This is a genomic window from Tenacibaculum sp. ZH5_bin.1 (assembly GCF_042865525.1).
Classification (GTDB): domain Bacteria; phylum Bacteroidota; class Bacteroidia; order Flavobacteriales; family Flavobacteriaceae; genus Polaribacter; species Polaribacter mesophilus.
The window spans coordinates 625,488-648,879 of record NZ_JBEGIO010000001.1 but is presented as its reverse complement, the minus strand read 5'-3'; the positions used below and the strand labels follow the sequence as shown (position 1 = coordinate 648,879).

20 protein-coding genes and 1 tRNA gene are annotated in these 23,392 nt (G+C 32.0%); 8 read left to right on the top strand and 13 right to left on the bottom strand.

Going from position 1 to position 23,392, the window contains the following annotated elements; all coding sequences use genetic code 11:
* Nucleotide 1: 1 nt before the first annotated feature.
* Nucleotides 2-724, bottom strand: coding sequence for a DNA repair protein RecO (recO, locus tag ABHQ57_RS02950; protein ID WP_159611031.1), 723 nt, complete (start codon nt 722-724; stop codon nt 2-4).
* Nucleotides 725-816: 92 nt separating this feature from the next.
* Between recO and ABHQ57_RS02945 the strand changes: the two genes are divergently transcribed.
* Nucleotides 817-1,287 carry a CYTH domain-containing protein gene (locus ABHQ57_RS02945; RefSeq protein ID WP_073182265.1) on the top strand — a complete coding sequence of 157 codons (471 nt, stop codon included), beginning with the start codon at nt 817-819 and terminating at the stop codon, nt 1,285-1,287.
* 49 nt (nt 1,288-1,336) lie between these two features.
* Here ABHQ57_RS02945 and ABHQ57_RS02940 read toward each other — a convergent pair whose 3' ends face one another.
* From ABHQ57_RS02940 to ABHQ57_RS02930, 3 genes are all read right to left on the bottom strand, one after another.
* Nucleotides 1,337-4,483: a M43 family zinc metalloprotease gene (locus ABHQ57_RS02940; RefSeq protein WP_389862245.1), complete on the bottom strand. Its 3,147-nt coding sequence runs from the start codon at nt 4,481-4,483 to the stop codon at nt 1,337-1,339.
* A gap of 146 nt (nt 4,484-4,629) precedes the next feature.
* Nucleotides 4,630-5,271: a hemolysin III family protein gene (locus tag ABHQ57_RS02935; protein ID WP_389862242.1), complete on the bottom strand. Its 642-nt coding sequence runs from the start codon at nt 5,269-5,271 to the stop codon at nt 4,630-4,632.
* On the bottom strand, nt 5,252-6,034 hold the full coding sequence (locus ABHQ57_RS02930) for a lysophospholipid acyltransferase family protein (RefSeq protein ID WP_389862239.1): 783 nt from the start codon (nt 6,032-6,034) through the stop codon (nt 5,252-5,254). Before ABHQ57_RS02930 ends, ABHQ57_RS02935 begins: the two co-directional genes overlap by 20 nt.
* Nucleotides 6,035-6,210: 176 nt before the next feature.
* On the opposite strand from ABHQ57_RS02930, the gene trpS reads away from it, so the two are divergent.
* The 3 genes from trpS (at nt 6,211) to ABHQ57_RS02915 (ending at nt 7,952) form a co-directional block, all read left to right on the top strand.
* Nucleotides 6,211-7,179 (top strand): tryptophan--tRNA ligase, encoded by a 969-nt coding sequence (trpS, locus tag ABHQ57_RS02925; protein WP_281980111.1) that lies wholly within the window; start codon nt 6,211-6,213, stop codon nt 7,177-7,179.
* 139 nt (nt 7,180-7,318) lie between these two features.
* Nucleotides 7,319-7,573 carry a hypothetical protein gene (locus ABHQ57_RS02920; protein WP_047787916.1) on the top strand — a complete coding sequence of 85 codons (255 nt, stop codon included), beginning with the start codon at nt 7,319-7,321 and terminating at the stop codon, nt 7,571-7,573.
* A gap of 73 nt (nt 7,574-7,646) precedes the next feature.
* Complete coding sequence (locus ABHQ57_RS02915) at nt 7,647-7,952, top strand: DUF6370 family protein (RefSeq protein ID WP_389862235.1); 306 nt, start codon at nt 7,647-7,649, stop codon at nt 7,950-7,952.
* Between the two features lie 68 nt (nt 7,953-8,020).
* Here ABHQ57_RS02915 and ABHQ57_RS02910 read toward each other — a convergent pair whose 3' ends face one another.
* Together ABHQ57_RS02910 and ABHQ57_RS02905 are read right to left on the bottom strand one after the other, a co-directional pair.
* On the bottom strand, nt 8,021-9,061 hold the full coding sequence (locus ABHQ57_RS02910) for an NADP(H)-dependent aldo-keto reductase (protein ID WP_389862232.1): 1,041 nt from the start codon (nt 9,059-9,061) through the stop codon (nt 8,021-8,023).
* A gap of 126 nt (nt 9,062-9,187) precedes the next feature.
* Nucleotides 9,188-10,375 (bottom strand): phosphoglycerate kinase, encoded by a 1,188-nt coding sequence (locus tag ABHQ57_RS02905; RefSeq protein ID WP_047787919.1) that lies wholly within the window; start codon nt 10,373-10,375, stop codon nt 9,188-9,190.
* A gap of 112 nt (nt 10,376-10,487) precedes the next feature.
* Here ABHQ57_RS02905 and ABHQ57_RS02900 point away from each other — a divergent pair, with 112 nt between their 5' ends.
* The 3 genes from ABHQ57_RS02900 to ABHQ57_RS02890 all read left to right on the top strand — a co-directional run bounded on the left by ABHQ57_RS02900 (nt 10,488) and on the right by ABHQ57_RS02890 (nt 11,591).
* Nucleotides 10,488-10,910 carry a molybdenum cofactor biosynthesis protein MoaE gene (locus ABHQ57_RS02900; protein WP_389862228.1) on the top strand — a complete coding sequence of 141 codons (423 nt, stop codon included), beginning with the start codon at nt 10,488-10,490 and terminating at the stop codon, nt 10,908-10,910.
* 59 nt (nt 10,911-10,969) lie between these two features.
* Nucleotides 10,970-11,043: transfer RNA gene (locus ABHQ57_RS02895), tRNA-Ala, on the top strand.
* Nucleotides 11,044-11,057: 14 nt separating this feature from the next.
* A complete protein-coding gene (locus ABHQ57_RS02890) occupies nt 11,058-11,591 on the top strand; it encodes a GNAT family N-acetyltransferase (protein WP_389862225.1) in 534 nt (177 codons plus the stop codon).
* On the opposite strand, the gene ABHQ57_RS02885 is transcribed toward ABHQ57_RS02890, so the two are convergent.
* Nucleotides 11,588-14,344: a PD-(D/E)XK nuclease family protein gene (locus tag ABHQ57_RS02885; protein WP_389862222.1), complete on the bottom strand. Its 2,757-nt coding sequence runs from the start codon at nt 14,342-14,344 to the stop codon at nt 11,588-11,590. The two genes, ABHQ57_RS02890 and ABHQ57_RS02885, sit on opposite strands and share 4 nt — an antisense overlap.
* A gap of 68 nt (nt 14,345-14,412) precedes the next feature.
* Between ABHQ57_RS02885 and ABHQ57_RS02880 the strand changes: the two genes are divergently transcribed.
* Nucleotides 14,413-15,201, top strand: a complete 789-nt coding sequence (locus ABHQ57_RS02880) for an amidohydrolase (RefSeq protein WP_281980117.1) — start codon at nt 14,413-14,415, stop codon at nt 15,199-15,201.
* A gap of 100 nt (nt 15,202-15,301) precedes the next feature.
* Here the strand turns inward: ABHQ57_RS02880 and ABHQ57_RS02875 are convergent, their stop codons facing one another.
* From ABHQ57_RS02875 to ABHQ57_RS02850, 6 genes are all read right to left on the bottom strand, one after another.
* Complete coding sequence (locus ABHQ57_RS02875; protein ID WP_047787924.1) at nt 15,302-16,282, bottom strand: acyl-ACP desaturase; 981 nt, start codon at nt 16,280-16,282, stop codon at nt 15,302-15,304.
* Nucleotides 16,283-16,319: 37 nt separating this feature from the next.
* Nucleotides 16,320-17,048 carry a lysophospholipid acyltransferase family protein gene (locus ABHQ57_RS02870; RefSeq protein ID WP_389862220.1) on the bottom strand — a complete coding sequence of 243 codons (729 nt, stop codon included), beginning with the start codon at nt 17,046-17,048 and terminating at the stop codon, nt 16,320-16,322.
* Between the two features lie 139 nt (nt 17,049-17,187).
* Nucleotides 17,188-17,610, bottom strand: coding sequence for a hypothetical protein (locus ABHQ57_RS02865; protein ID WP_047787926.1), 423 nt, complete (start codon nt 17,608-17,610; stop codon nt 17,188-17,190).
* Nucleotides 17,611-17,712: 102 nt separating this feature from the next.
* Entirely contained in the window at nt 17,713-20,310 is a 2,598-nt protein-coding gene (locus tag ABHQ57_RS02860; RefSeq protein WP_047787927.1) for a carboxypeptidase-like regulatory domain-containing protein, read from the bottom strand.
* A gap of 217 nt (nt 20,311-20,527) precedes the next feature.
* A complete protein-coding gene (pgi, locus tag ABHQ57_RS02855; protein ID WP_159508861.1) occupies nt 20,528-22,099 on the bottom strand; it encodes a glucose-6-phosphate isomerase in 1,572 nt (523 codons plus the stop codon).
* A gap of 2 nt (nt 22,100-22,101) precedes the next feature.
* Nucleotides 22,102-23,382: a peptidoglycan DD-metalloendopeptidase family protein gene (locus ABHQ57_RS02850; RefSeq protein ID WP_159508859.1), complete on the bottom strand. Its 1,281-nt coding sequence runs from the start codon at nt 23,380-23,382 to the stop codon at nt 22,102-22,104.
* Between the last annotated feature and the right edge of the window lie 10 nt (nt 23,383-23,392).

The following is a 23,392-nucleotide window of genomic DNA, read 5'->3' as shown; positions in this document are numbered from 1 at the left end:
ATTAATTAAACACGGTTTCTAAAACATCTAATGATTTAGGTTTTCTAAATCCTTCCAAATGTAATTCATAATATTGAACTATAATTCGGAGAATAATTTGTCTTTCTTTTTTTGAATAAGAAATTGAATTTATTGCATCAAAATTTATGCCTAATATACCTTTAAAAAGAAGTAATTTTTTTCCCGATAGAGTTAGCTTTTCATATTCCGTATCAGTAAAACCTCCTTCTAACAAATTAAATGCTGTTTTATCAATATTGGTTGTATCTGGATAAAAACCTAAATACCTAGATAAATTTAATAAAAATAGTAAATGAAAGTTTGCAACCTCATTATGTGTATCTAACCAAATTATAGAAGTTTCAATATAACTGTATAAAGGATTATTTTCTTCCTCTTCTTGTAGAATATATGATAACACTTCAGATAAAAATAATACAATTGTTTGCTTAACAACAGAAGTATAAATAGTTTCATAAGGATGAATCACTTGCACTTCTTTAATAGAATGCAATGAGCTTTTATTACTATGGTTTGCCGTAAGGTTTAGCTGTGTTAATGGTTGAAAGTGCGCAGGTTTTAACTTTCCTTTTTTTGATTTTAGCACTCCTTTTATCATGTACGATTTTACTCCTTCTTGTAAAGTAAAACATTTTACTATCAAACTAGTATCTCCATATTTAAGAGAGCTCAAAACAATGGCTTTTGTAGTAACTACTGCCATTTAACCAAGTTTAACTATTAAAATCATTAATCAAAGATATACCAATAATACCAACAAAAATAGTACATTCGTGTAAAATTGATTCCTTTAGTATGGCAACAGAGATAGAGCGAAAATTCTTGGTAAAATCTACAGACTTTAAACAAGAAGCTTTTCAAAAAAACTACATAAAACAAGGTTTTTTAAATTCAGATAAAAAAAGAGTAGTACGAGTTCGCTTAAAAGATAATACTGGTTTTTTAACTATCAAAGGGGCATCAAGTGCTAATGGAACTACTCGATTTGAATGGGAAAAAGAAATTGATAAGAAAGAAGCTGAGAGTCTTTTTGATTTATGTGAAAAAGGTAGTATTGAGAAATATAGATATTTAGTAAAAATTGACAATCATATTTTTGAAGTAGATGAATTTTTAGGGGATAATGATGGATTGCTTATTGCTGAAGTTGAGTTAGAAAATGAAAATGAAAGTTTTACAAAACCTGAGTGGTTAGGTAAGGAAGTTACTGGAGATGCTAAATACTATAATTCTAACCTAAGTAAATTACCCTATAAAAAATGGTAAAATCATCTAAAAATAGATGATTTTACCATTTTTTATTTTAATAATCTTTTTATTTTTTTAAAATACTAAGTGTTTTTATTTCTTCTCCTGATTGTATTTTCAACAAATACATCCCCTCTTTTTTTAAGATGCTTTCATCAATCACTACATATGTTGAGGAGGAGTTAACCTTTTCAGTATAAATATGTCTCCCCAATAAATCGTATACATGTAATTGTATATCCTCTTTTTTAGAAAAACCTGAAAGGTTAATTTTTGTTTGTGATTCAAAAGGGTTTGGAGCAGCATAAAGCGTAACATTTTTACTTAACTCATTATAACGAGCTCCAACAGCTCCAATTCTATTTACGGTTGTAATTGGCAAGTTTGCCGCTTTATTATAGGCATAATCTGTTAGTGTGTAAGATTGCCCATTACTTGCTACTGAAACATGAAACCATCCATAATGTGTATTTCCATTTATTTTAAAAGAAAAACCTATAAATCCTGTTTTTCCATTCCATAGAGTATAATCAGAAGAACTAACTAAAAAACTATGTGAATCTGTTACGAAATTACTTGAACTTCCAATTACTACTCCTTCTTCTAAATACGACACTTCATTACTCACTCCATTACATACCAATTCTTTACCGTAAGTTACTAATCGTAAAGTATTACCTGTATACCAAGCACCATAATCTGTATCATCACCTGATTCGATTCTAAAAAATTTCCAAGTATCATTTGATCTGACTGTAAGGTCATCTATATCAACATATACAATATTATCTGTTGTATCACAAGGCAAACATGAACCTCCACAATCAACACCAGTTTCATCACCGTTTTGAACACCATCATTACATGTTGGCAAAGAATTCTCAGATATTATTATTTTATAATCCTCAACCTCTCCATAACTAAAAGACTCACAAGATGTTGCTATACCATTATACTTCATTGAGACCCTCATTCTAGTATCTCCTAATACTGCCGAGTTAGGCACAGTAAATTGTCCAGAAACTATATTATCTTTAGACGCTGATTTACTCCAAACCAGTTCACCTGGATCTGTAAAATCTCCATTTTTATTATAATCAATCCAAACACTATAACCTTCAGAATATTTTGTTGTTCTCCAACTCGGAGTTATTGTTACTGAATAACTATCTCCCCTTAATAAATTAGTAGATATAGAAGCTGTATAATCAGCATACCCATTGCTTGAACTAGAAGAACTATTATCTATTGTATGTAATTGTACTCTACTAATAAATTCATCGTTAGCATTTTTACCATTAGAATCACAGTAAGTAATAGCTACGTTACATGGCTCACAAGTACCTCCACAATCAACACCAGTTTCATCTCCATTTTGAATACCATCATTACACGTTGGTTGACCTCCATAAACTTTACTTCCTGCTTTAATTTTTCCATAGGGTTCTGTACTATACGCATAATCTAGAAGTGAATAGGAAGAACCATTATTATTCACTTGTACTCTAAACCACCCATAATTTAACTTTCCTGGATATAGTTGAAATTGAAACCCTATATATGCCGTTTTACCATCCCAAGCTGTATAATTTACATCTCTAATCACATGCAAATCGGGGTAAGCCCCTCCTGACACCCATGAACTTTGCTGGTTAATTTCAGTATCGAGTGTTAATGGTATTGGGTTTCTTGTTCCTGGTTGACATACCAACGCTTTTTGATACGTTTCCAATTTTAGTGCGTTGTTTTCAAAAAAAGTTCCGAAAGCATTATCATTTTCTGCTCCTTCTATCCTAAAAAACGTCCAAGTACTACCTGAGTTCGCGGTATAATCCTGGTTATCTACATATACTATTTTGTAAGGGTCATAAAAACTAAACTCAAAAGCTACTTTATTTGAGTTTAAGGCTGTTGTACCTCCCGAAATTGCAGCATCTTTAAATGTTATAATTCCAGTTGAATTATTTGCTTTTACATGGTTCAGAGCTTTACCTGTAAAATTTACACTTAACTTTCTGTTATTAACTACCGAAATTTGTGCTGATATTCCTTGTGGAAGATTTAAGTCAAAATGAGTACCAAGAGACAGGTTTCCAGATCCAACAGCAAATGTTCCTCCCTCTAATGTAATGTGCTTTACCTCATTAACAATTGTACCGTTATTTGTTAGTGCTTCTTCAACTTTATTATTATCTACCACAAGTGAACCTCCTGACAAATTAACTCCTGTAGCTACTAAGTTAGATGGTTGCCATAAGGGTTTACGAGCTGGATGATCTAATGCTACTAACATTCTATTTATTTGTCCTTGTGTAAACATTTTTGCACAACCTGATGCGGAATCATAGCCCATATAGTTTTCATAGTTAATTAAATTACCACAATCACTCGCACCAACATTACAACCATCATCTCCTGAGTTAGTGTCTTCTTTTGGAGTATCATCTACATAATCTCCATTGGGATCATTACAACCCCCTTCAAATGTATGAATAAGATTTAACCAGTGACCAAACTCATGGGTTAATACTGATGCAAACTCTTTATTGGTATTTCCATGAATATAACGTCCATTATAAACTACTCTTGCTGTATTATTATTAGACATTGCTGTGTTAGGATACCATGCAACTCCTGAGTTTGTCGAACTTCCATCTGCATATAAGTCTCCCATAATATATACATTCATGTACTTATAATTATCCCAGGCATCTGCAGCTATTTGAGCATCATAACCACCTCCATTCCCATAACCAGCCTTTTCTGGGTGGAATACAACACCATTAGTGCTCCCTCCATTAGGATCTATCTTAGCTAATGCAAACCGTATACTAAGTGTACCTCTTCTACCAGAAAAAACAGGGTCTACCGTATTAAAGTCATCATTTAGTCCATTAAAATCTTCATTTAACTTATCTAATGCTACTTTTATCTTATCGTAAGTTACAGTTAATCCATGCTGAGTAGCACCATAAACATGTACTACTACTGGAATGATGTACGTTTCTCCCGCTCTATTTGATTGCGAAATTTGCTTTTTACTAACTACTTTTTTTGTGTAGTGGTTGAACCTCTCAAACTCTTTCTTTGATTCAGGGTATTTTGAAAATACCTTTTGATTTTCAATTGTAACTTTACAGTCTTGAGCCAACATAACCTCAACACAGAAAAACAACAAAAAGAAGAAGGGGAACAAAATATTTTTTTGTTTCATAATTGATTGATTTTAAATTACTTAACAAACCTACAACTACAAAACAAATTAAATTAATACAATAGTAACCAATATAAATAATAAATTACCAATTAATATAAATTTAACTTTAAAATGATTTTTTATTTATTTTTTTAACATTAAAACTAAATAAAAAACAAAACACATGTGAAATGAGATAAACTTCCAAGCAAAACAAAAACATGAAATGTTGCGTGATTATAGCTCAATTTTTTTATAGAATAGAAGATAGCTCCAACGGTATAAAAAACACCTCCAAGAAAAAGATACATTACCCCATCTTCATGCAACCTTTCCATTAATGGTTTTATCAAAAAAACTACTTGCCAACCCATTAATAAATACAATGCTGTAGAAAGCCTATCAAACTTCCCTGTAAAAAAGAATTTTAATATAACACCTATAAATGCAAACACCCAAACAAAGATAAACATATACCAACCTAATTCTCCTGACAAAGTAACCAGACAAAAGGGAGTATAAGTTCCTGCTATTAACACATAAATAGCTGCATGATCAAAAATATTTAGTTTTCGTCTTAGCTTAGGTTTTTTAGCTGCATGATAAAAGGTAGATGCTGCATATAGAATTATTAAACTAAATCCATAAATTAAAAAACTGACCATCTGCCATAAGCCATCGTAATTGAATGATTTATGTACCAGAAAAGGTAAGGCTATAATACTTAATAATAGCCCAAAACCATGAGTAAGTATGTTTAATCTTTCCTCTTTTTTGCTGTAATGGTTATTTAAACTTTCTTTCATGAATGGAACGATTTGTGTCTTTCATATACAACTCATCATTAATTAATTCATTGTATATTATATTATAAGTCTGCTCCCTTAACTTGTTCTTATCTTGAGTAATTAAATTTTTTGTCTCTATGAATTTACATTGTTTTACTCGTAGTACACCTGGTGACCCTTTAAAGAAATCCCATGAAAATAAACGCTTCCCGTCATAATAAACTTGAGGTACAATAGGTATTTGATGCTCAATAGCCAAACTGAATGCTCCATTTTTAAAAGGTGCTAAAACTACATCTTCTGTTGGCACTAAACCTTCAGGAAAAATAGCAATACTTGTTCCATTTTTTAATCTCTTATTGGCTTCTTCATATACTTTTTTTCTACTTTCTAAATCACTCCTATCAACTACAATAACGACTTTTTTATAAAAAAAACCAAAAATTGGAAATTTTGCTAATTCTTTCTTCCCTACAAAAACTATTGGATTTTTACTCATTGCTATTAACACCCACGGATCAATAAATGATGCATGATTACTACAAAACATGTAACTCTCATTACAGTTTATTTCCTGTTCTCTTTCTATATTTAATCGAAATCCCATTCCATAAATTAAAAAGAAAGCCCAAACTCTAACCATTTTCCAAAAAGTAGGGTAATACTTCTCATCTGAAGTTAAAACTAGTAAAAAAGGTAACATTATTAGTATTGAAACTACTATTAACGTATAAAACCAAACACGCCAAATAAAACGAATAGGAAAATATATGTATTTCAAATTTTTTAATTTATAATTGACCAATTAACCTTATATTTCTTTTTCTCTTTTTAGGGAGTTTTAAAACCCAAACCCACTTAAAATGCGAAAGTAGTAATTTCTTTTGTTTGATAAATTTTAAGCTTATTTTTGTTGACTTAAGCAAGCACTTATTAATAATATTTCAAAACAGACTTATGTCAAGAATTTTAACAGGAGTACAAAGTACAGGAACCCCACATTTAGGAAATTTATTAGGAGCAATTTTACCTGCAATTGAAATGGCTAATGATTCTAAAAACGAATCATTTATATTTATTGCAGATATGCACTCTTTAACCCAAATTAAAGATGGAAATGAATTGCGCGAAAACACTTATAGTGTTGCAGCTACTTGGCTTGCTTGTGGTATTGATATTAATAAAACTGTTTTTTATCGTCAAAGTGACATTCCTGAGGTTACTGAATTAACTTGGTATTTAAGCTGCTTTTTTCCGTACCAACGTTTAACCTTAGCACACGGATTTAAAGATAAAGCTGATCGTTTAGCAGATGTTAATGCTGGTTTATTTACGTATCCAATGTTAATGGCTGCGGATATTTTATTGTATGATGCTGAAATTGTTCCAGTAGGAAAAGATCAGTTACAGCATTTAGAAATGACGCGTGATGTTGCTAACAGATTTAATAACATAGTTGGTGAAACCTTAGTTCCACCTCAAGCCAAGATAAATGAAAACACAAAACTAGTACCTGGTGCTGATGGTGAAAAAATGAGTAAATCTCGAAATAACTTCATCAATATTTTCTTACCAGACAAAAAGTTACGTAAGCAGATTATGGCTATTCAAACAGATAGTAAAGCGTTAGAAGATCCAAAAGATCCAGATAGTGACAATGTTTTTGCTATATATAAATTGTTAGCTTCGGAAGAACAAATAGCTCAAATGCGTGCTAATTATGAAAATGGAGGGTATGGCTACGGACATGCAAAACAAGCTCTTTATGAATTAATTCTAGACAAATTTGATGATGTACGTGCTAAGTATAGTCACTATATGGAAAACCGTCATGAAATTGACGAAGCTTTAGCTGTAGGAGCAGAAAAAGCTCGTTTAATTGCCAAAGATGTGCTACAGAGAGTTAGAGGAAAAATAGGATACTAATTATATCATCTAGTAAATAAGTCATTTTATCCTTAAAAAATTAGGAGTATATCCCCTATGAAAAACGGGGAATAGGTAACCTTTGTTAGTTGTGTTTTTTGATAGCTTTACACTACTATTAACCTCAAACTAACATATTATGCCACATTATGCACAAGGAACAACAGGATGGACAAAACTAAAAGAATATCAAGCTTTATGGGATCCTAAAATTGATTTGGGTAAGTTTTACTTTACGACATTTCAGGGGAAAAGACAGGAAACTCCATATATGACAGCAGATAATTTTGCTAGAGTAATTGACATTCTAAGAAATGAAACTCCTGTATATGGAAACGCAACTACTGGCTCTGTAACCACACAAGGAGAACTTGTAGGTGAAGAAGAAAGCTAGGAAATTCAAATATAATAACTAAACCCAGAATATATATTCTGGGTTTTTATGCTTATTTTCACAAATTCATAACATGAAAAAATTATTAATTTTAGTATTCTTAGGAATCGCTTCCTGCAGTACCTCAAAAGAAAAAACACAAATAGCAGAAGCTTCATGCGGTCAATGTAAGTTTGGTTTAGACAGCCAACATGGGTGTGATTTAGCTGTAAAAATAGATGGACAAGCCTATTTTATTGATGGTGCACACATAGATGATTATGGTGATGCCCATGATAAAAATATCGGTTTTTGTAATGTAGTTAGAAAAGCAGAAGTTATTGGAAAAATCGAAAATAACCGATTTAAAGCTTCTTCTTTTAAAATAGTTGATGAATAGTTTTAAACAAAAAATAAAAAATCCGAAGTAAGATTACTTCGGATTTTTTTGTCTTAATTCTATTTACATTACGGTGCTGGATTAGGAATCATTGTATGCACCGCTTCAATCTCTGCTAAAATCTCATCAGACAGTTCAATATTAATAGAATTGATATTCTCTTTTAACTGACTCATTTTAGTAGCTCCAATAATATTACTCGTTACAAATGGTAACTGATTAATATACGCCAACGATAATTCCGTTAACGTCAACCCATATTTATTGGCTATTTTTTGATACTCTAAAACCGCTTTTTCTGAACCTTCATTTTTATATCTAGCGATAAACCTTGGAAATAAGGTTCCTCTCGCTCCCTCTGGAGTTTTTCCATCAATATATTTTCCTGTTAATACTCCTTGTGCTAAAGGAGAGTAAGCCAGTAAGCCAATATTTTCTCTCATAGAAACCTCAGACATTCCCACTTCATATCCTCTATGAATTAACGAGTACGAGTTTTGAATCGTAACCATTCTTGGTAAACCATGCTGTTCTGCTGTTTGCAGATATTTCATCGTTCCCCAAGGAGTTTCGTTAGACAAACCTACATGTTTTATCTTTCCTTGTTTTACGAAGTCATTCAAAGTTTCTAAAATCTCTAAATACTTTTCAGCTTCTTCTGCAGAAGTTTTATACGGATAATCACGTACTCCAAAACAGTTTACTCCACGATCTGGCCAATGCAATTGATATAAATCGATGTAATCTGTTTGTAACCGTTTCAAGCTACCTTCTATAGCTTCTGATATATTTTTTCTATTGAAGCCACCTGTTCTAATATGAGCTGTGTAATCGCCTCCTCCAGCAATTTTAGACGCTAACACTACTTTTTCTCTGTTTCCTGTTTTCTTAAACCAAGAACCAATAATTTTTTCTGTTGCTCCGTATGTTTCTGGTGTTGCTGGTACAGAATACAATTCTGCGGTATCAAAAAAGTTTACCCCTTTCTCTAAGGCGTAATCCATTTGTTCATGACCTTCTGCTTCAGTATTCTGTCGACCCCATGTCATTGTTCCTAAACAAATTTTAGAAACTTTTACATCGGTATTGGGTAGTGTTGTGTATTTCATTTATTCTGTAATTATTAAAGATTTACTGTAAACCAATGATCATTTCGAAAGAGGTACAATTGAGAAATCTTTAATTTAAAAAGTTACTCCTTTATGAGATTTCTCGCTAACACTCGAAATGACGAATTATTTTAAAATAGCTTCAATTCCTGGTAAGGTTTGTCCTTCTAGCATTTCTAACATTGCTCCTCCACCTGTAGATACATAACTCACTTTATCAGCAAATCCGAATTGTTTTACCGCAGCAACCGAATCTCCACCACCTACAAGTGAGAACGCTCCATTTTTAGTTGCTTCTTCAATAGCATGTCCTAAACCAATGGTTCCTTGTGCAAACTTTTCCATTTCAAAAACTCCTAAAGGACCATTCCATAAAATTGTTTTTGATTTTGCGATAACTTCAGCAAACTTTTCAACAGTTTTAGATCCACAATCTAATCCCATCCATCCATCAGGAATTTCGTTTGTATCTACTACTTGCGTATTCGCATCGTTTGAAAAAGCATCTGCAATAACAGCATCTACTGGTAAATGGATTTCTGTATTATTCTCTTTTGCTTTCGCTAAAATTTCTAATGCTAACTCTAATTTATCCTCTTCAACTAATGAGTTTCCTATCTTACCTCCTAAAGCTTTGATAAACGTAAACGTCATACCACCACCAACAATAATGTGATCTACTTTTTCAATAATATTTTCAATCACACCAATTTTAGACGACACTTTCGCCCCTCCTAAAATAGCGGTCACTGGTTTCTCTGAATTGTTTAATACCTTATCGATGCTTTCAATCTCAGTTGCTAATAAATTTCCGAAGCATTTATTTTCTGGAAAAAATTGTGCGATAATCGCAGTAGATGCATGTGCTCTGTGTGCTGTACCAAAAGCATCATTTACATACGCATCTCCCCATTTGGCTAATTGTTCAGCAAAAGCAACATCTCCCGCTTTTTCTTCTGTATAAAAACGTAAGTTTTCTAACAATAAAACTTCTCCGCTTTTTAAATTAGTTACTGCTTCTTCAACTACTGAACCAATACAATCATCAACAAACTTCACTTGTACACCTAACACTTCTGTTACCTTGCTAACAATATGACGTAACGAAAATTGATCTTCTTTTCCTTTCGGACGCCCTAAATGCGACATTAACACACAGCTACCACCATCTTCTAATATTTTAATAATCGTTGGTTTTGCTGCTTGGATTCTTGTATCGTCTGTTACTTCAAAACTATCGTTTAAAGGCACATTAAAATCTACGCGAATTAATGCTTTTTTATTTTCGAAATTGAAATCGTTCAATGTTTTCATTTTAAGTTGTGTTCTGTTTCTGCAAACAAAAATAATTATTTAAATCTGATTGGTTTCTATTCTTTTTGAGCTTTCAATCTTATATCTTTGTTAAACTTACATGCTTATTAATATGAACACAACATCTATAAAAATAACTTCTGAAAAACTTAATTTACAAGAATGTTACGATTTTGTAGCTAATCCCTCTTGTGGTGGAATCGCTGTTTTTGTAGGTACTGTAAGAAATGCTACACAAAACAAAAAAGTAACTCAACTAGATTTTTCTACCTACAAGCCCATGGCAATTAAGGAAATGCAAAAAATTGCGAATGCTGCTTTGGGAAAGTTTAGTGTAACAAAAATTGCTATTCACCATGCGGAAGGCTTGTTAACGATTGGTGATGTTCCTGTAATTATTACTGTTTCTTCTCCACATAGAAAAGCGGCTTTTGAAGCTTGCCAATATGCTATAGATACCTTAAAAGAAGCAGTTCCTATTTGGAAAAAAGAATTTTTTGAAGATGGTGGAGTTTGGGTGAATGCGCACCCTTAAAAACACTATATTTGGTAATAAGTCATTTCTAATAATGTAAATGCATAACAATCTTTATTGGGGCATTAGCTCAGTTGGCTAGAGCGTTTGACTGGCAGTCAAAAGGTCATCGGTTCGACTCCGATATGCTCCACTATTTTTAAAATTATGATTGAGTTTACCACAGCTTCTAATCAAACAGAATTGCTTCAAATATTGAAGTTGCAACAACAGAACTTGCCTGATAATTTATCAGAAATAGACAAAAAAGAACAAGGTTTTGTTACCGTTCATCATGATTTGGAATTACTGCAAAAAATGAATGATGTACATCCGCATATTATTGCAAAAAGTAACGGACTTGTTGTTGGTTATGCTTTATCCATGTCTAAAATTTTCAGAAATGACATCCCTATTCTCATTCCTATGTTTGATGAAATAGACACTACTTCAGAGGGTGCTAAACCTTATATTTTAATGGGGCAAGTTTGTATAGACAAGCATTACCGAGGAAAGGGAATTTTTAGAGGTTTATATACTAAAATGAAAGAAGAATTCTCTGAAATATACGATTCTATCATTACTGAAATTGATAAGAAAAACACTCGATCTATCAATGCACATAAAGCGATTGGTTTTAGAACTTTAAAAACCTACACAAGTAACGACCAAGATTGGAAAATTGTTTATTTAAAGATTTAATAAGGTAAATCGGTAGGCTCAATAAAATTGATTGTCGGGTCGTATAATTCCGTTAACAGATTCTTTATTTCTGCTATAAATTCTTCTAATCTTTCTTCTGTAATAGCGTTATCAGGTTTTCGATAATTAGATGAGAAATTCATCTGTAAAAAGCCACTTTTTAAGTTTTTGAAGGAGATAATTCCTGCTGCCAATCGTTTCTCAAAATTAAATTGTGTGTGTTGAGTATATAAAAACGCATATAACATTACCTGAATGGCTTTGTGGTATTTTAAATCGCGTATCACTTCAAAGTCGAGTACTTTTAAGTTCGTGCTATCAACCATTCCTGTTTTATAATCAATAATTCTAGTAACACCGTTGAGTTCATCAATTCGATCGACAATTCCTTTTATTTTTATTGGAAAATCAATTCCTTCAACCTTTATTTCTGAAGACAATTCCTGCTCAGTAGCAATTATTTTTAGTTGGTTATTCTCATCTTTCAGCAATTGTTTTTCCTTTAGTAAAAAATTCTCTACAAAACGATTTGCAACTTCAAAAATTAATCGATTCTTTCCTGTAGTTAAATCTCCGTTTTTAAAATGTTTTGAAAAATAAAAAGTTACGAGTTCTTTGGTTTTCTTCTGCATATTTTCAACATCTCCTAATTGCAAATATTTTCCTTCAAAGGGTTTATATAATTCTTCTAAGGTATCATGCACAACAGTCCCCATCGTATTTGCAGCAACTGTTTCTTCAACGTCGTCTAGTTCATTAATTTTTAAAATTTTCTGTTTGTAAAAGGCAATCGGATTGTACAAATAATTGGTTAATGCTGATGGAGAAATCCCTTTTTGAGCTAATTCTTGTAAGCGTTCAAGAACTTTTTCATCCTTCTGAATTTCTTTTAATTGAACAGGCGATGTTACTACTTTAGGACTAACTATTTTTTCGGTAATATCGTCTCGCATCATTTCTAACTGCGTTACAAAACGACTTTTTTCTCCGCTTCCAAATACATCATGCTCTGTATTGTACAAAATGTAAATGTTTTTAGCACGTTGTAACAATCGGAAAAAATGGTAGGAGAATAGCGCATCTTTTTCTCTGTAGGTTGGCAACCCAAATTCAATCTTTACATCAAAAGGAATAAACGTGTTTTGTTGCTGATTGGCAGGCAAAACTCCTTCATTCACAGAAGTTATAATAACATTTTCAAAATCTAATACACGTGTTTCTAATACTCCCATTAACTGCAACCCTTGTAAAGGTTCTCCTTGAAATGATAAACTTTCCGATTGTATTAGTTGTCTAAAAAACTGATGTAAGGTTTTTAAATCTTGTACATAACCAAACTCATTATGCAAGTTTTGTAACTGAGTAAATGCAGTATAAAATCGGAATAAGTACTCTTTTTCTAACTCGTTAGTATTTTCCTTCAACAAGTTAATTAACTCTATAATTCTGTTTAAAAACTCACTAATTGATACTAACGGATTAAAAATTGTCGTTATAGTTTTCTTTATTTCTTCACTTACAACAGACAAAAATGTTACAACCTCTTCTTGACCAACAAACGTATTGTTTTCTTTAGCAATCGCTTCTGAAAGTGTATCGGCTATATTAGTTTGCTCATCAATCTGTAATAATCGATAAATGGTGGTATCTTTTACTAATCGAATTACATCTTTATGATAAAAAAGATTTTCTTTCTTCTTTTCTAACTTTTCTTGATTTATAAATAGGTGGAAAATAGCAAATACTAAACTTGTAGTAGGCACATCTTTTAAAGGGTATCCCATTGTAATGTTAACTGCATTTACAGTTGCGGGTAATGAATTTAAGGTAATTGGCAACAAAGTTTCATCTGCCAAAACCAATGCTGTATTGTTGTAATTAGGAAGTTTAGCTAAAATCTCTCCTGCATATTTTATCTGCGTGATGTTTTTTGAAGCTCCGATAACCTCAATATGTTTCTTTTCAGAAAAATATTCTTTAATAGTTTGAATTGGGTGCTGCTGATAATACTTCCATCGAGTTTTGTACTTCCTTAAAAAGCTTCCTGCTTGGTGTTGACTTTCGTAAAACGTTTTATCAATATCCCAATAAACTTCTGCTTTTCCGTTTAATAAAAATTGTTCAAACAAGAACTCTTCCGCTGCATTTAATGCATTGAACCCGATAAAAAAGTATTTTTTCTGTTGATTTCTATGGATAAAATCCGTTACTTTTTTAGTTGATTCTCTATATAAAACCCCTTGGTATCCGATATTATTTTCAAGTAAAAACTGATAAAAAGCATCGTAATATTTATTCAACTTTTCCATGAAAGCAAAATGATCTTTCATCAGTTCAGTTTCTTGAAACTCTCCCTTTACTGACCATTTTCGTAAGCGATGAATGTCTCGCAAATACACAAATATTTCTCGTGTGTTAATCAAATGCTGATCGATCTCATTAAAATCTTGCAACACCGTAAATGCCCATGATGAAAACACATCAAAAGAATCTGGGGCTTCTTCTTGTTTTTTATAAATTGTATAAAAATGAAAAAGGAGCTGGACGGAGTCTACCTTTTTCATTTCTGAAATTTCTTCAACAAAATCACCAATATTGATAATCTCTGGTAAAAAACCTGCTGAAATTTTCTTTTTAAACGTTTCTTTTACAAAAACTCCTGCCCTTTGTGAAGGCAATATAAACACAACATTTTCAAACGATTTGGTGTTTTGTAAAATAGTATCTAACGTTTCTGAGATAAAAGACTGCATACCTTGGTTTTCTTGTAAGCAAAGTACAATTTTTATCCTACTTTTGATAGTACAGACAATATATGATTATGAACACAACGAATACTTTAAAAGTAGCTTTGATTCAATCGGATTTGGTTTGGGAAAATCCAACAGAAAACAGAAAACGATTTAAAAAAAAAATCAATAGTTTGTCAGATGAAATTGATTTAGTCGTTTTACCAGAAATGTTTACTACTGGCTTTACTATGAATGCTTCAACTGTTGCTGAAACTATGGAGGGTGAAACTGTTCAATGGCTACAATATTTGGCTCAAAAAAAATCCACAGCTATTGTAGGCAGTATTGTTATTCGTGAAAATGATTGTTTTTACAATCGTTTGTTGTTTGTGCATCCTTCAGGAAAAATAGATTCGTATAACAAAAAACATACGTTTACGCTGGCAGGCGAACATGAAGTATTTTCTGCAGGAACTGAAAGAATTATAATTGACTATAAAGGATGGAGAATTTATCCGTTGATATGTTATGATTTACGTTTTCCTGTATGGGCCAGAAATACTGAAAATTACGATTTATTACTCTATGTGGCAAGTTGGCCTAAACCGCGTATTGAAGCATGGGACAGCTTATTAAAAGCGCGTGCTATTGAAAATATGAGTTATACGATTGGAGTAAATAGAGTAGGTGTAGACGCTAACGGTTATGAATATATTGGAAATACGGTTTGTTACGATACTCTAGGCAATTGTTTAGCTAAAAATAACCAAGGAACTGAGGAAATATTAATTGTTGAGTTAGATAAAGATAAACAAATAGAAACACGCAAGCGTTTTTGTTTTTTAGATGACAGAGATGCCTTTGTTATTAAAAAATAACGTCATTACGAGGAGTTTATGACGAAGTAATCTGTTTGTAGAATAACCATAAACCAGAAGATTACTTCACTACCGTTCGTAATGACGCTACTTAATCAGTTTATGCAGGAATCATCCATTTAAAATTGAACTTAGTATCTGGTACTACAATACGTTCTGTGATTCGATACATTCTATCTGGTAACTTCATTAAGAAATCTCGTGCTTTTTCTGCTTCTGGAGTTAAATTAGTAATCTTATCTATTTCCCAAGCTTCATTTAGTTTTCTCACAATATCAACATAGTCAAAGCCGGTGTATACACCTATTCGTTGCGCAACGGTTGAAAAATCGTCAAACAGACTTCCTTTCTCCCCAAATGATTCTCTTAAATGCATTGCAGGCATAACTATTTTGTGTTTCATCATGTGTTGAAATGCCAACATCATTTCACTTGGGTCAATCTTGAAGATTTCCTTTACAAACTCTGTATACGCTAGGTGATGACGCATTTCATCTCCCGCAATAATTCGAGACATTTTTGCCAAAGCTTTGTGCCCTTTCTTTTTCGCTATTTTTGCTACATTTAAGTGCGAAATATACGTTGCTAGCTCTTGAAAACTAGTGTAGACAAAGTTTTTATACGGATCTGTTGCTGTACCGATATCAAATCCATCAGCAATTAAATGCTGTGTAGATACTTCTACCTCACGCATATTTACTCTTCCTGAAAGATATAAATACTTATTTAACACATCTCCATGACGATTTTCTTCAGCTGTCCAAGCACGAATCCATTTTGCCCAACCATTGTCTGGTTGTTGTGTTACTCCATCTAAATCTAACAACCATGATTCATAGGTTGGTAAAGCTTCTTCAGTGATTGTGTCACCTACTAAAACCACCCAAAAATCATCGTCAAGCTCCTTTGAAATTTCTTGAATTTCTTTTACTTCATCGATAAAAGAATCTTTTTGAGAATTAGGTAAAAAATCGGTTGGTTGCCAAATTTTTTCAATTGGCATTAAGAATTTGTCTACAAAACTGTCTATATTTTTTTCCAGCGTTTGCATTACTTCCTTTCGTATGTTTTGTAATGACATAATAAAATTTAAGGGTTATATTTATTGTTGTTTGTTTTTAGTGTATTCCAGATTTAACTGTTGTTTCCACTTTGGTAATTAACTCATCAAACGGTAAGCTATCTACTTTTATAGGTTCATGAGTCTGGATCTTTATAGGACTTCCTATTCCTAATGGAAATTTTCCGTATTTAAATACTTTCCACGAATTATTTATTGATAACGGAACGATATAAGCTTGTGGATTGTATTTAGCTATCATTTTAAGCCCATTTACAGAGAATACCTTTGGTTTTCCTGTTCTACTTCTTGTTCCTTCCGGAAAAATCGCGGCAGACCATTTATTTTTATTAATTCGTTTGGCGAACTTGCCTAATTCAGATAAGGCTTGCTTAGGATCTTTCCTGTCAATTAAAGCAGCTCCTCCATATTTTAAATTGAAAGAGATACTGGGAATTCCTTTCCCTAGCTCTTTTTTTGATACAAATTTTGGGTAGTGTTTTCTAAGGTACCAAATTATTGGCGGAATATCAAATGTACTTTGATGATTAGCTACAAAAATTAAGGTAGTATTTTCTGGTAACTCATGTTTATTTTCAAACTGAACACGAATTCCTAAAATCAATAAAGATTTTATTAGGAACCAATTCATGATATTTACTACCTTTTGATGTCCTTCTTGACCAAAAAGTTTTAACCCCAACCACTGTATTGGATGAAATATTAATAGTAAAGAAAAAAACACCAATGCAAAGATTGATGATAAAATATAACTTAAAACCTTCATTCTATTTAGTTGTTTTGTTGTTTACTAGTTTCTTTTTTTACTAACTAAAACCGTTACAAAAACATACCGATTTCATTATTAAAACTTTACTAGTCCGCAAAAATAGAAAATCCCGCGGAAGCGGGACTATAATTTTATCTTAAAACCAATTATTCCAAGGAATTCTTGAGAGAATTAATAACAACGCTAATCCGTAAAAGATAGCAAAGGTTTTAAACTTGGCTTCGCTTTTTACTTGTTTTTTATGTTTAGACCATCCTATCGTAATTAACACTATAGCAATAATCATAGTTAATGGGTGTTCAATTGCCAATAATCTTGCTGCTGGTTCTTTCATCACCTCTCCTCCATTAGCTTTTAATGCTTGATACCAAGGAGACATAAAATACCATCCTAAGCCTATTAATAATTGAATATGAGTTGTGATTAAAGTAAATAAACCTAAACGGAACTCTTTATGGGTAAATTCTTTTTTTTGTACTAAGCCTATAATAGCATTTACTACCGTAAATATTAAAACTGCTAATACAATATATGCCCAATAAGAGTGCAAATTTTTCATCATGATTTGTTAATTTTTTGTACTTGTAAAAGTACTGAATTTTCTGCATAAAAAAACCACCTCTTTTGAGGTGGTTTTCAATTTATTTCTAATTTGAAATAATTAGAAGTTATATCTTACTGAGAAGTTCCATGTAGTACCCATACCAAAATAACCTTGGTTACTAGTATCAATACCTTTATATGTATTAGTTGTTCCCGCTCCAACTGGATTGTTAGTTCTTAATTCTGTAAGATATTCTTTATCTAAAACATTATTAACGTTTGCTCTAAAGTCTAAAGATTTAGTTCCTTCACCTAATCTTAATTTATAAGACACTCCTGCATCTAATAAACCATAAGAAGGTAACTCTAAGTTTTCTTTAACCGCACCAACGTTGGCGTATAATTTATCATAGAATCTATAATCTGAATCTATACTTAAATTTTCTGTAATAGAATAGTCAAAACCAAGACCTAGTGTGAACTGTGCTGCATCACCTACTTTACCTCCATCTACATCTACAACTGTACTAGCTCCAGTTACATTTCTATCTTCATCTAATGTTCTAGTTGTAACCTCTCCTGAATATATCCAATCACCTAATGAAACAAAACCTCTAACATCTAATTGTTGTAATGGCTTAGCTACAAAATCTAATTCAATTCCTTTATGATACTGACTTTGACCTGTTGTTTCAGTAGTTGTAAGAACACCACCACTTAAACGTGATGTTGCTTCAACTCTATTTTTCCAGATAGTGTTATACAAGTTAACATTTGCACTAAAGAATTCTGATTTAAAGCTATACCCCATTTCTAAACCAAAAATATCTTCATTTTGGGAACTTGGATTGATAGAATTATCATAGTTATTAAAAATATTATCATGGTAAGGTTGACGTGAGTAATAACCTGTATTAAAGTAGAAAGATCCTTTTTCAGACATTTTAAAACCAAGTCCTGCCTTTAAATTATAGCCTAAGTTGTTAATTTTCTTAGATTCTTCATGCTCTGGTAAATAATCGTATCTATCAAATCTTTGGTGTTGTTGATTAGAGATAGCTCCTTGAAAGAAAGCAGACATATTATCATTTGAGTATTCAAGTTGAGTAAACACTCCTCCGTAAGTAATTCTCTCACTATTATCATAATCAATTCTCTGATTCTCCTCAGCTCCGTTAAACATTGCAGACCAAGGGTTAGTACCAAAGCTTTCAGTAGCTGTAACAGCTACAGTAGGACCAACTCTATTGTGAGTATTATCTTTTAAATCTCTATCTTCAGTCCAAGAGTCTAAACCATGAAAATCAGCTACTTGCCTAAAGTGAGTTCCATAATATGTTCTAAGATCAGCTCCTATATTGAAAGTAAGATTATCATTAATATCATGTTCGAAGTTTGATACTAAACCATACCACGCATGATTGTTAACTGATGACCTAGTAATATAAGTATCATTACCAAACATTCCTACACCTCCCGCAGCAGCGTTATTTGCATAAATTGCATCATAATCTATAAGCCCCTCAGCAGTTCTTTGTCTAGCTCCTCTATTTCCTGTTCCTCCACCTCTACCAAATGAAGCGTATAAAACAGTAGATAAATTTGACACTTCTGATATTTTATAATCCCAGTTTAAGTTTAGAACTGGCTTATGATAAAAGTTTCTTCTCTCTGTCATGTACTTACCATTATAAGTACCCCAGTTATTATTATATTTCACTCCTTTATCTAAGTAAGTTTCAATACTTTGAGCAAAATTTTGATCATGCCATTGTGGTGCTCCTGTAAGTAAGAAGTTAAAACTATGCTTATCATTTGGCTTATAACCAACAGAGATAAAATAAGTTTGACCTTGACCTTTAGTACCATCAAAGTACCCATCTCCTTGCCAATGAGAAAGCATTACACTTGTTCCCCATCCACTTTCACTCATACCTGTGTTGTAAACAGCAGATACCTTGTAGTAATTATCGTTTGCTGTACCAGCATAAAAATATCCTCCTTCCTTCTTGTCAGTTGTTTTAGTTACAAAGTTCATTGTACCACCAACAGAAGAAATAGCTAATTTAGAAGCTCCTAAACCTCTCTGAATCTGTATTGCAGAAGCAATATCGTTAACTCCTGACCAGTTAGACCAATACATCTTACCATCTTCCATACCGTTAATTGGTTGTCCGTTTAATAAGAACGCCGTATTTGTTTGATCAAATCCACGTACGGAAATTCTTGAATCTCCAAAACCTCCTGAGTGACCTGCAACATATACCGAAGGAGTATTTACTAAAGCCATAGTAACATCTTGTGTTCCTATCTTCTTTTGGATTTCTGCTGCCTTAATTGTAGAAACAGCAACTGGTGTTTTCCTGCCCCCTGCTAAATCGATAACTCCTTTACCAATAATTACAATTTCATCTAAAGTGTTAGATGGTTCCAAAGCGATATTTCCTAGGTCTGACCCTCCTGAAAAAGACACTTCTTTGTTAGTATACCCAACAAATGACACTATTACTATTCCTGAATTAGAACTAGCGTTTAGCATAAACTTTCCATTGAAATCAGTAGCAGATCCGTTTGTAGTCCCTTTTACTACAACATTAGCTCCTGGCAATGGTTCCCCCATTTCGTCAACTACTGTACCAGTAATTTTTGTTTGACCTAAAACCGTAGCCGTTACAAAGAACAAAGCTACAAGTAATACATTTTTAAATGTTTTCATTTTTTAATCTAATTGTTATTAAATGCAGGTGCAAATATCCTGCTTTTCATTAGTGCTAATATTAACTTAATGTTAAGTTTTAACAAGAAATTAAGATCTTGCCATATCTAAAAAAAGACTCTAAAAACTGAACAACAACAATTTAACCCCTAAAGTTATCGTTAACAAAATCTATATATAAGTTAAAAAAAGTATAAGAGATACGATTAACTAGAGCTTAATCGTTTGTAAGTTTTTTTTGAGCTAGTTCTTTTCCTAATTCTACACCAAATTGATCGTATGAAAATATATTCCATATAACTCCTTGAGTAAAAATTTTGTGTTCATATATAGCTAAAAGCATTCCTAAAGAATAAGGAGTTAGTTTTTTAAAAACTATAGAATTACTAGGGCGATTCCCCTTAAATACTTTGTAAGGTAAAAGTGTATTTACTTGACTTAACTGACCTTTTGCTTTTAAATCCAAGTGTGCTTCTTCTTTTGTTCTACCAAATGCAAGTGCTTCTTGTTGCGCATAATAATTAGCTAATAACCTCTCTTGATGCTCCTCTAAACCATGTAATGATTTTTTAAATCCAATAAAATCAACAGGTATTAACTTAGTTCCATGATGTAATAATTGCATAAAGGCATGTTGAGAATTTACACCTGTTCCACCCCAAACAATTGTTCCTGTTTGATAATCAACTTTATTTCCATTTCTATCAACATCTTTACCATTACTTTCCATCACCGCTTGTTGTAAATATGGTGGAAGTTTTTCTAAGTATTCACTATATGGCAATACCATTTCGGTTTCAGAATCGAAGAAATTATTATACCAAATACTTAAAAGAGCTAAGACAACTGGTATATTTTTATTAAAGTCAGCAGTTTTAAAATGGTCATCCATTTTTTCGGCTCCTTTTAATAATTCTTTAAAATTTTCAAACCCTATAGACAGAGAGATTGATAAACCTACGGTTGACCAGAGAGAAAAGCGTCCGCCAACCCAATCCCACATTGGAAATATATTTTTTTTATCAATCCCAAAACTATCAACAGCTTCAGTATTGCAAGAGACTGCAACGAAATGTTTAGAAACATCAAAAACAGTTGCATGTTTTAAAAACCAATCTCTTATTGTATTAGCATTATTAATTGTTTCCTGTGTTGTAAAACTTTTGGAAACTATTATAAAAAGTGTTGTTTCTGGGTTTATTTTTTTAAGAATTTCTGAGACATGGTCTCCATCAATGTTTGACACAAAATGTATGTTCAGTTTATTCTTGTAAAACTGTAATGCTTCTGTAACCATTTTTGGACCTAAGTCAGACCCTCCAATACCTATATTAACAACATCTGTTATTGACTTCCCTGTGTACCCTTTCCATTTTCCTGAAATAACTTTATTACTAAAAGCTTTCATTTTTCGTAAAGCTGTTTTAATTTTAGGCTTTACATCTTTTCCTCCTACAAAAACGGGTAGGTCTGTACTACTTCTTAAAGCTGTATGCAATACTGCTCTGTTTTCCGTAGCATTAATTTTGTCTCCTGAAAAATATTTTTCAATAGCATCTTTTAATTCGACTTCTTCTGCTAAAGAAATTAATAAGTCGATTGTTTCTTGAGTTATTCTATTTTTAGAATAATCAACACTTAATTCATCTAACAAAATAGAAAAATTATCTTTTCTGTTTTTATTCTTACGAAACAGTTCTTTTAGCTCATAATTTTTCGCTTCATTAAAATGTTTTATTAACTTCTCCCAAGCATTTGTCTTTCTTGGGTTTATATTTTGTAAGGGCATAATTAATTAGTAGCTAAAATTTCTTTTTCTTTAAATGAAAGTGGTTCAGGTTGTGGTAATTTTATATTATCTAACTGTCTTTTAAGTGGTTTTATATACTCTAAATACGTTGGTTTTATTTTAGGGTCTAAAGGTTCTGCTGATGGTAATTTTTCACGAAATGGATCTACTTGTCGTCCATTTTTCCAAAAACGATAACAAACATGCGGACCACTTGTGTTACCTGTCATACCAACCCAACCTATAATATCTCCTTGCTTCACATAATCTCCTACTCTAACATTACGTCTTTTCATGTGTAAGTATTGTGTTGTATAGGTACTATTATGTTTGACTTTCACATAATTACCATTTCCTCCTCTTCTTGCTGATTCTACAACAGTACCACTTGCTGTTGTCATAATAGGAGTTCCGTACCTAGCAGCAAAATCAGTTCCTTTATGCGGTCTCACTCTATTACCATATAACTTAATTCGTCTTCTTAAATTATATCTTGAGGAAATTCGATATTGAAATTTAATTGGTGATTTTAAAAAAGCTCTTCTTAGCATATTTCCTTCCTGATCGTAATACTCTGGAATTTTTTTTATTGAATCGGCTACATATCTGTAAGCATACAAATCTTCTCCGTTATGTTTAAAAATAGCTGCTTTGACTTTACCATAGCCAACAAAGGTAGTGTCATTTATAAATTTTTCTTCATATATCAATTTAAATGTATCTCCTTTTTGCAAACGATAAAAATCCAAAGTCCAAGCATAAATATCTGCTACAGTATTTGTTAGCGTTGGCTTTAATTGTAGGCTATCCATTGTTACAGATAAATTAGAGTAAATTTCACCAGCTATTTCTTTTTCTACGGTTTTTATCTTTTTTCTATGTTTATATGCAGAGATTATTGAGTCTTTAAAATCTATAACTGTAGCTTCTACTTTATTATGTTTGTAAATAAAAACTTGAGCCTGATCTAAACTATCTTTTGAAGCTAAAATTGTGTACGCCTTTCCAGATCGTATTCTCCTTACATCAAAAGTATCTTTAATTTTAGTAGCTATCTCATTAATTTTAGGGTACATTACGTGATGTCTATCCATAATAACACCAAAGCTTTCTCCATTATTTATAGTATCGTTAATAACCTTATAATTATCTAAATTAAACCCGTAAGCTATAACAGGTTTAGGTTTTTCTATTTTAACGGGCTCTTGCACGACTACTTTCTTTTCTTTTTTACACGAAAAGAACAGACATAAAAGAATAAATGTAAAAATGATTTTTTTCAAAAAAAGCTGC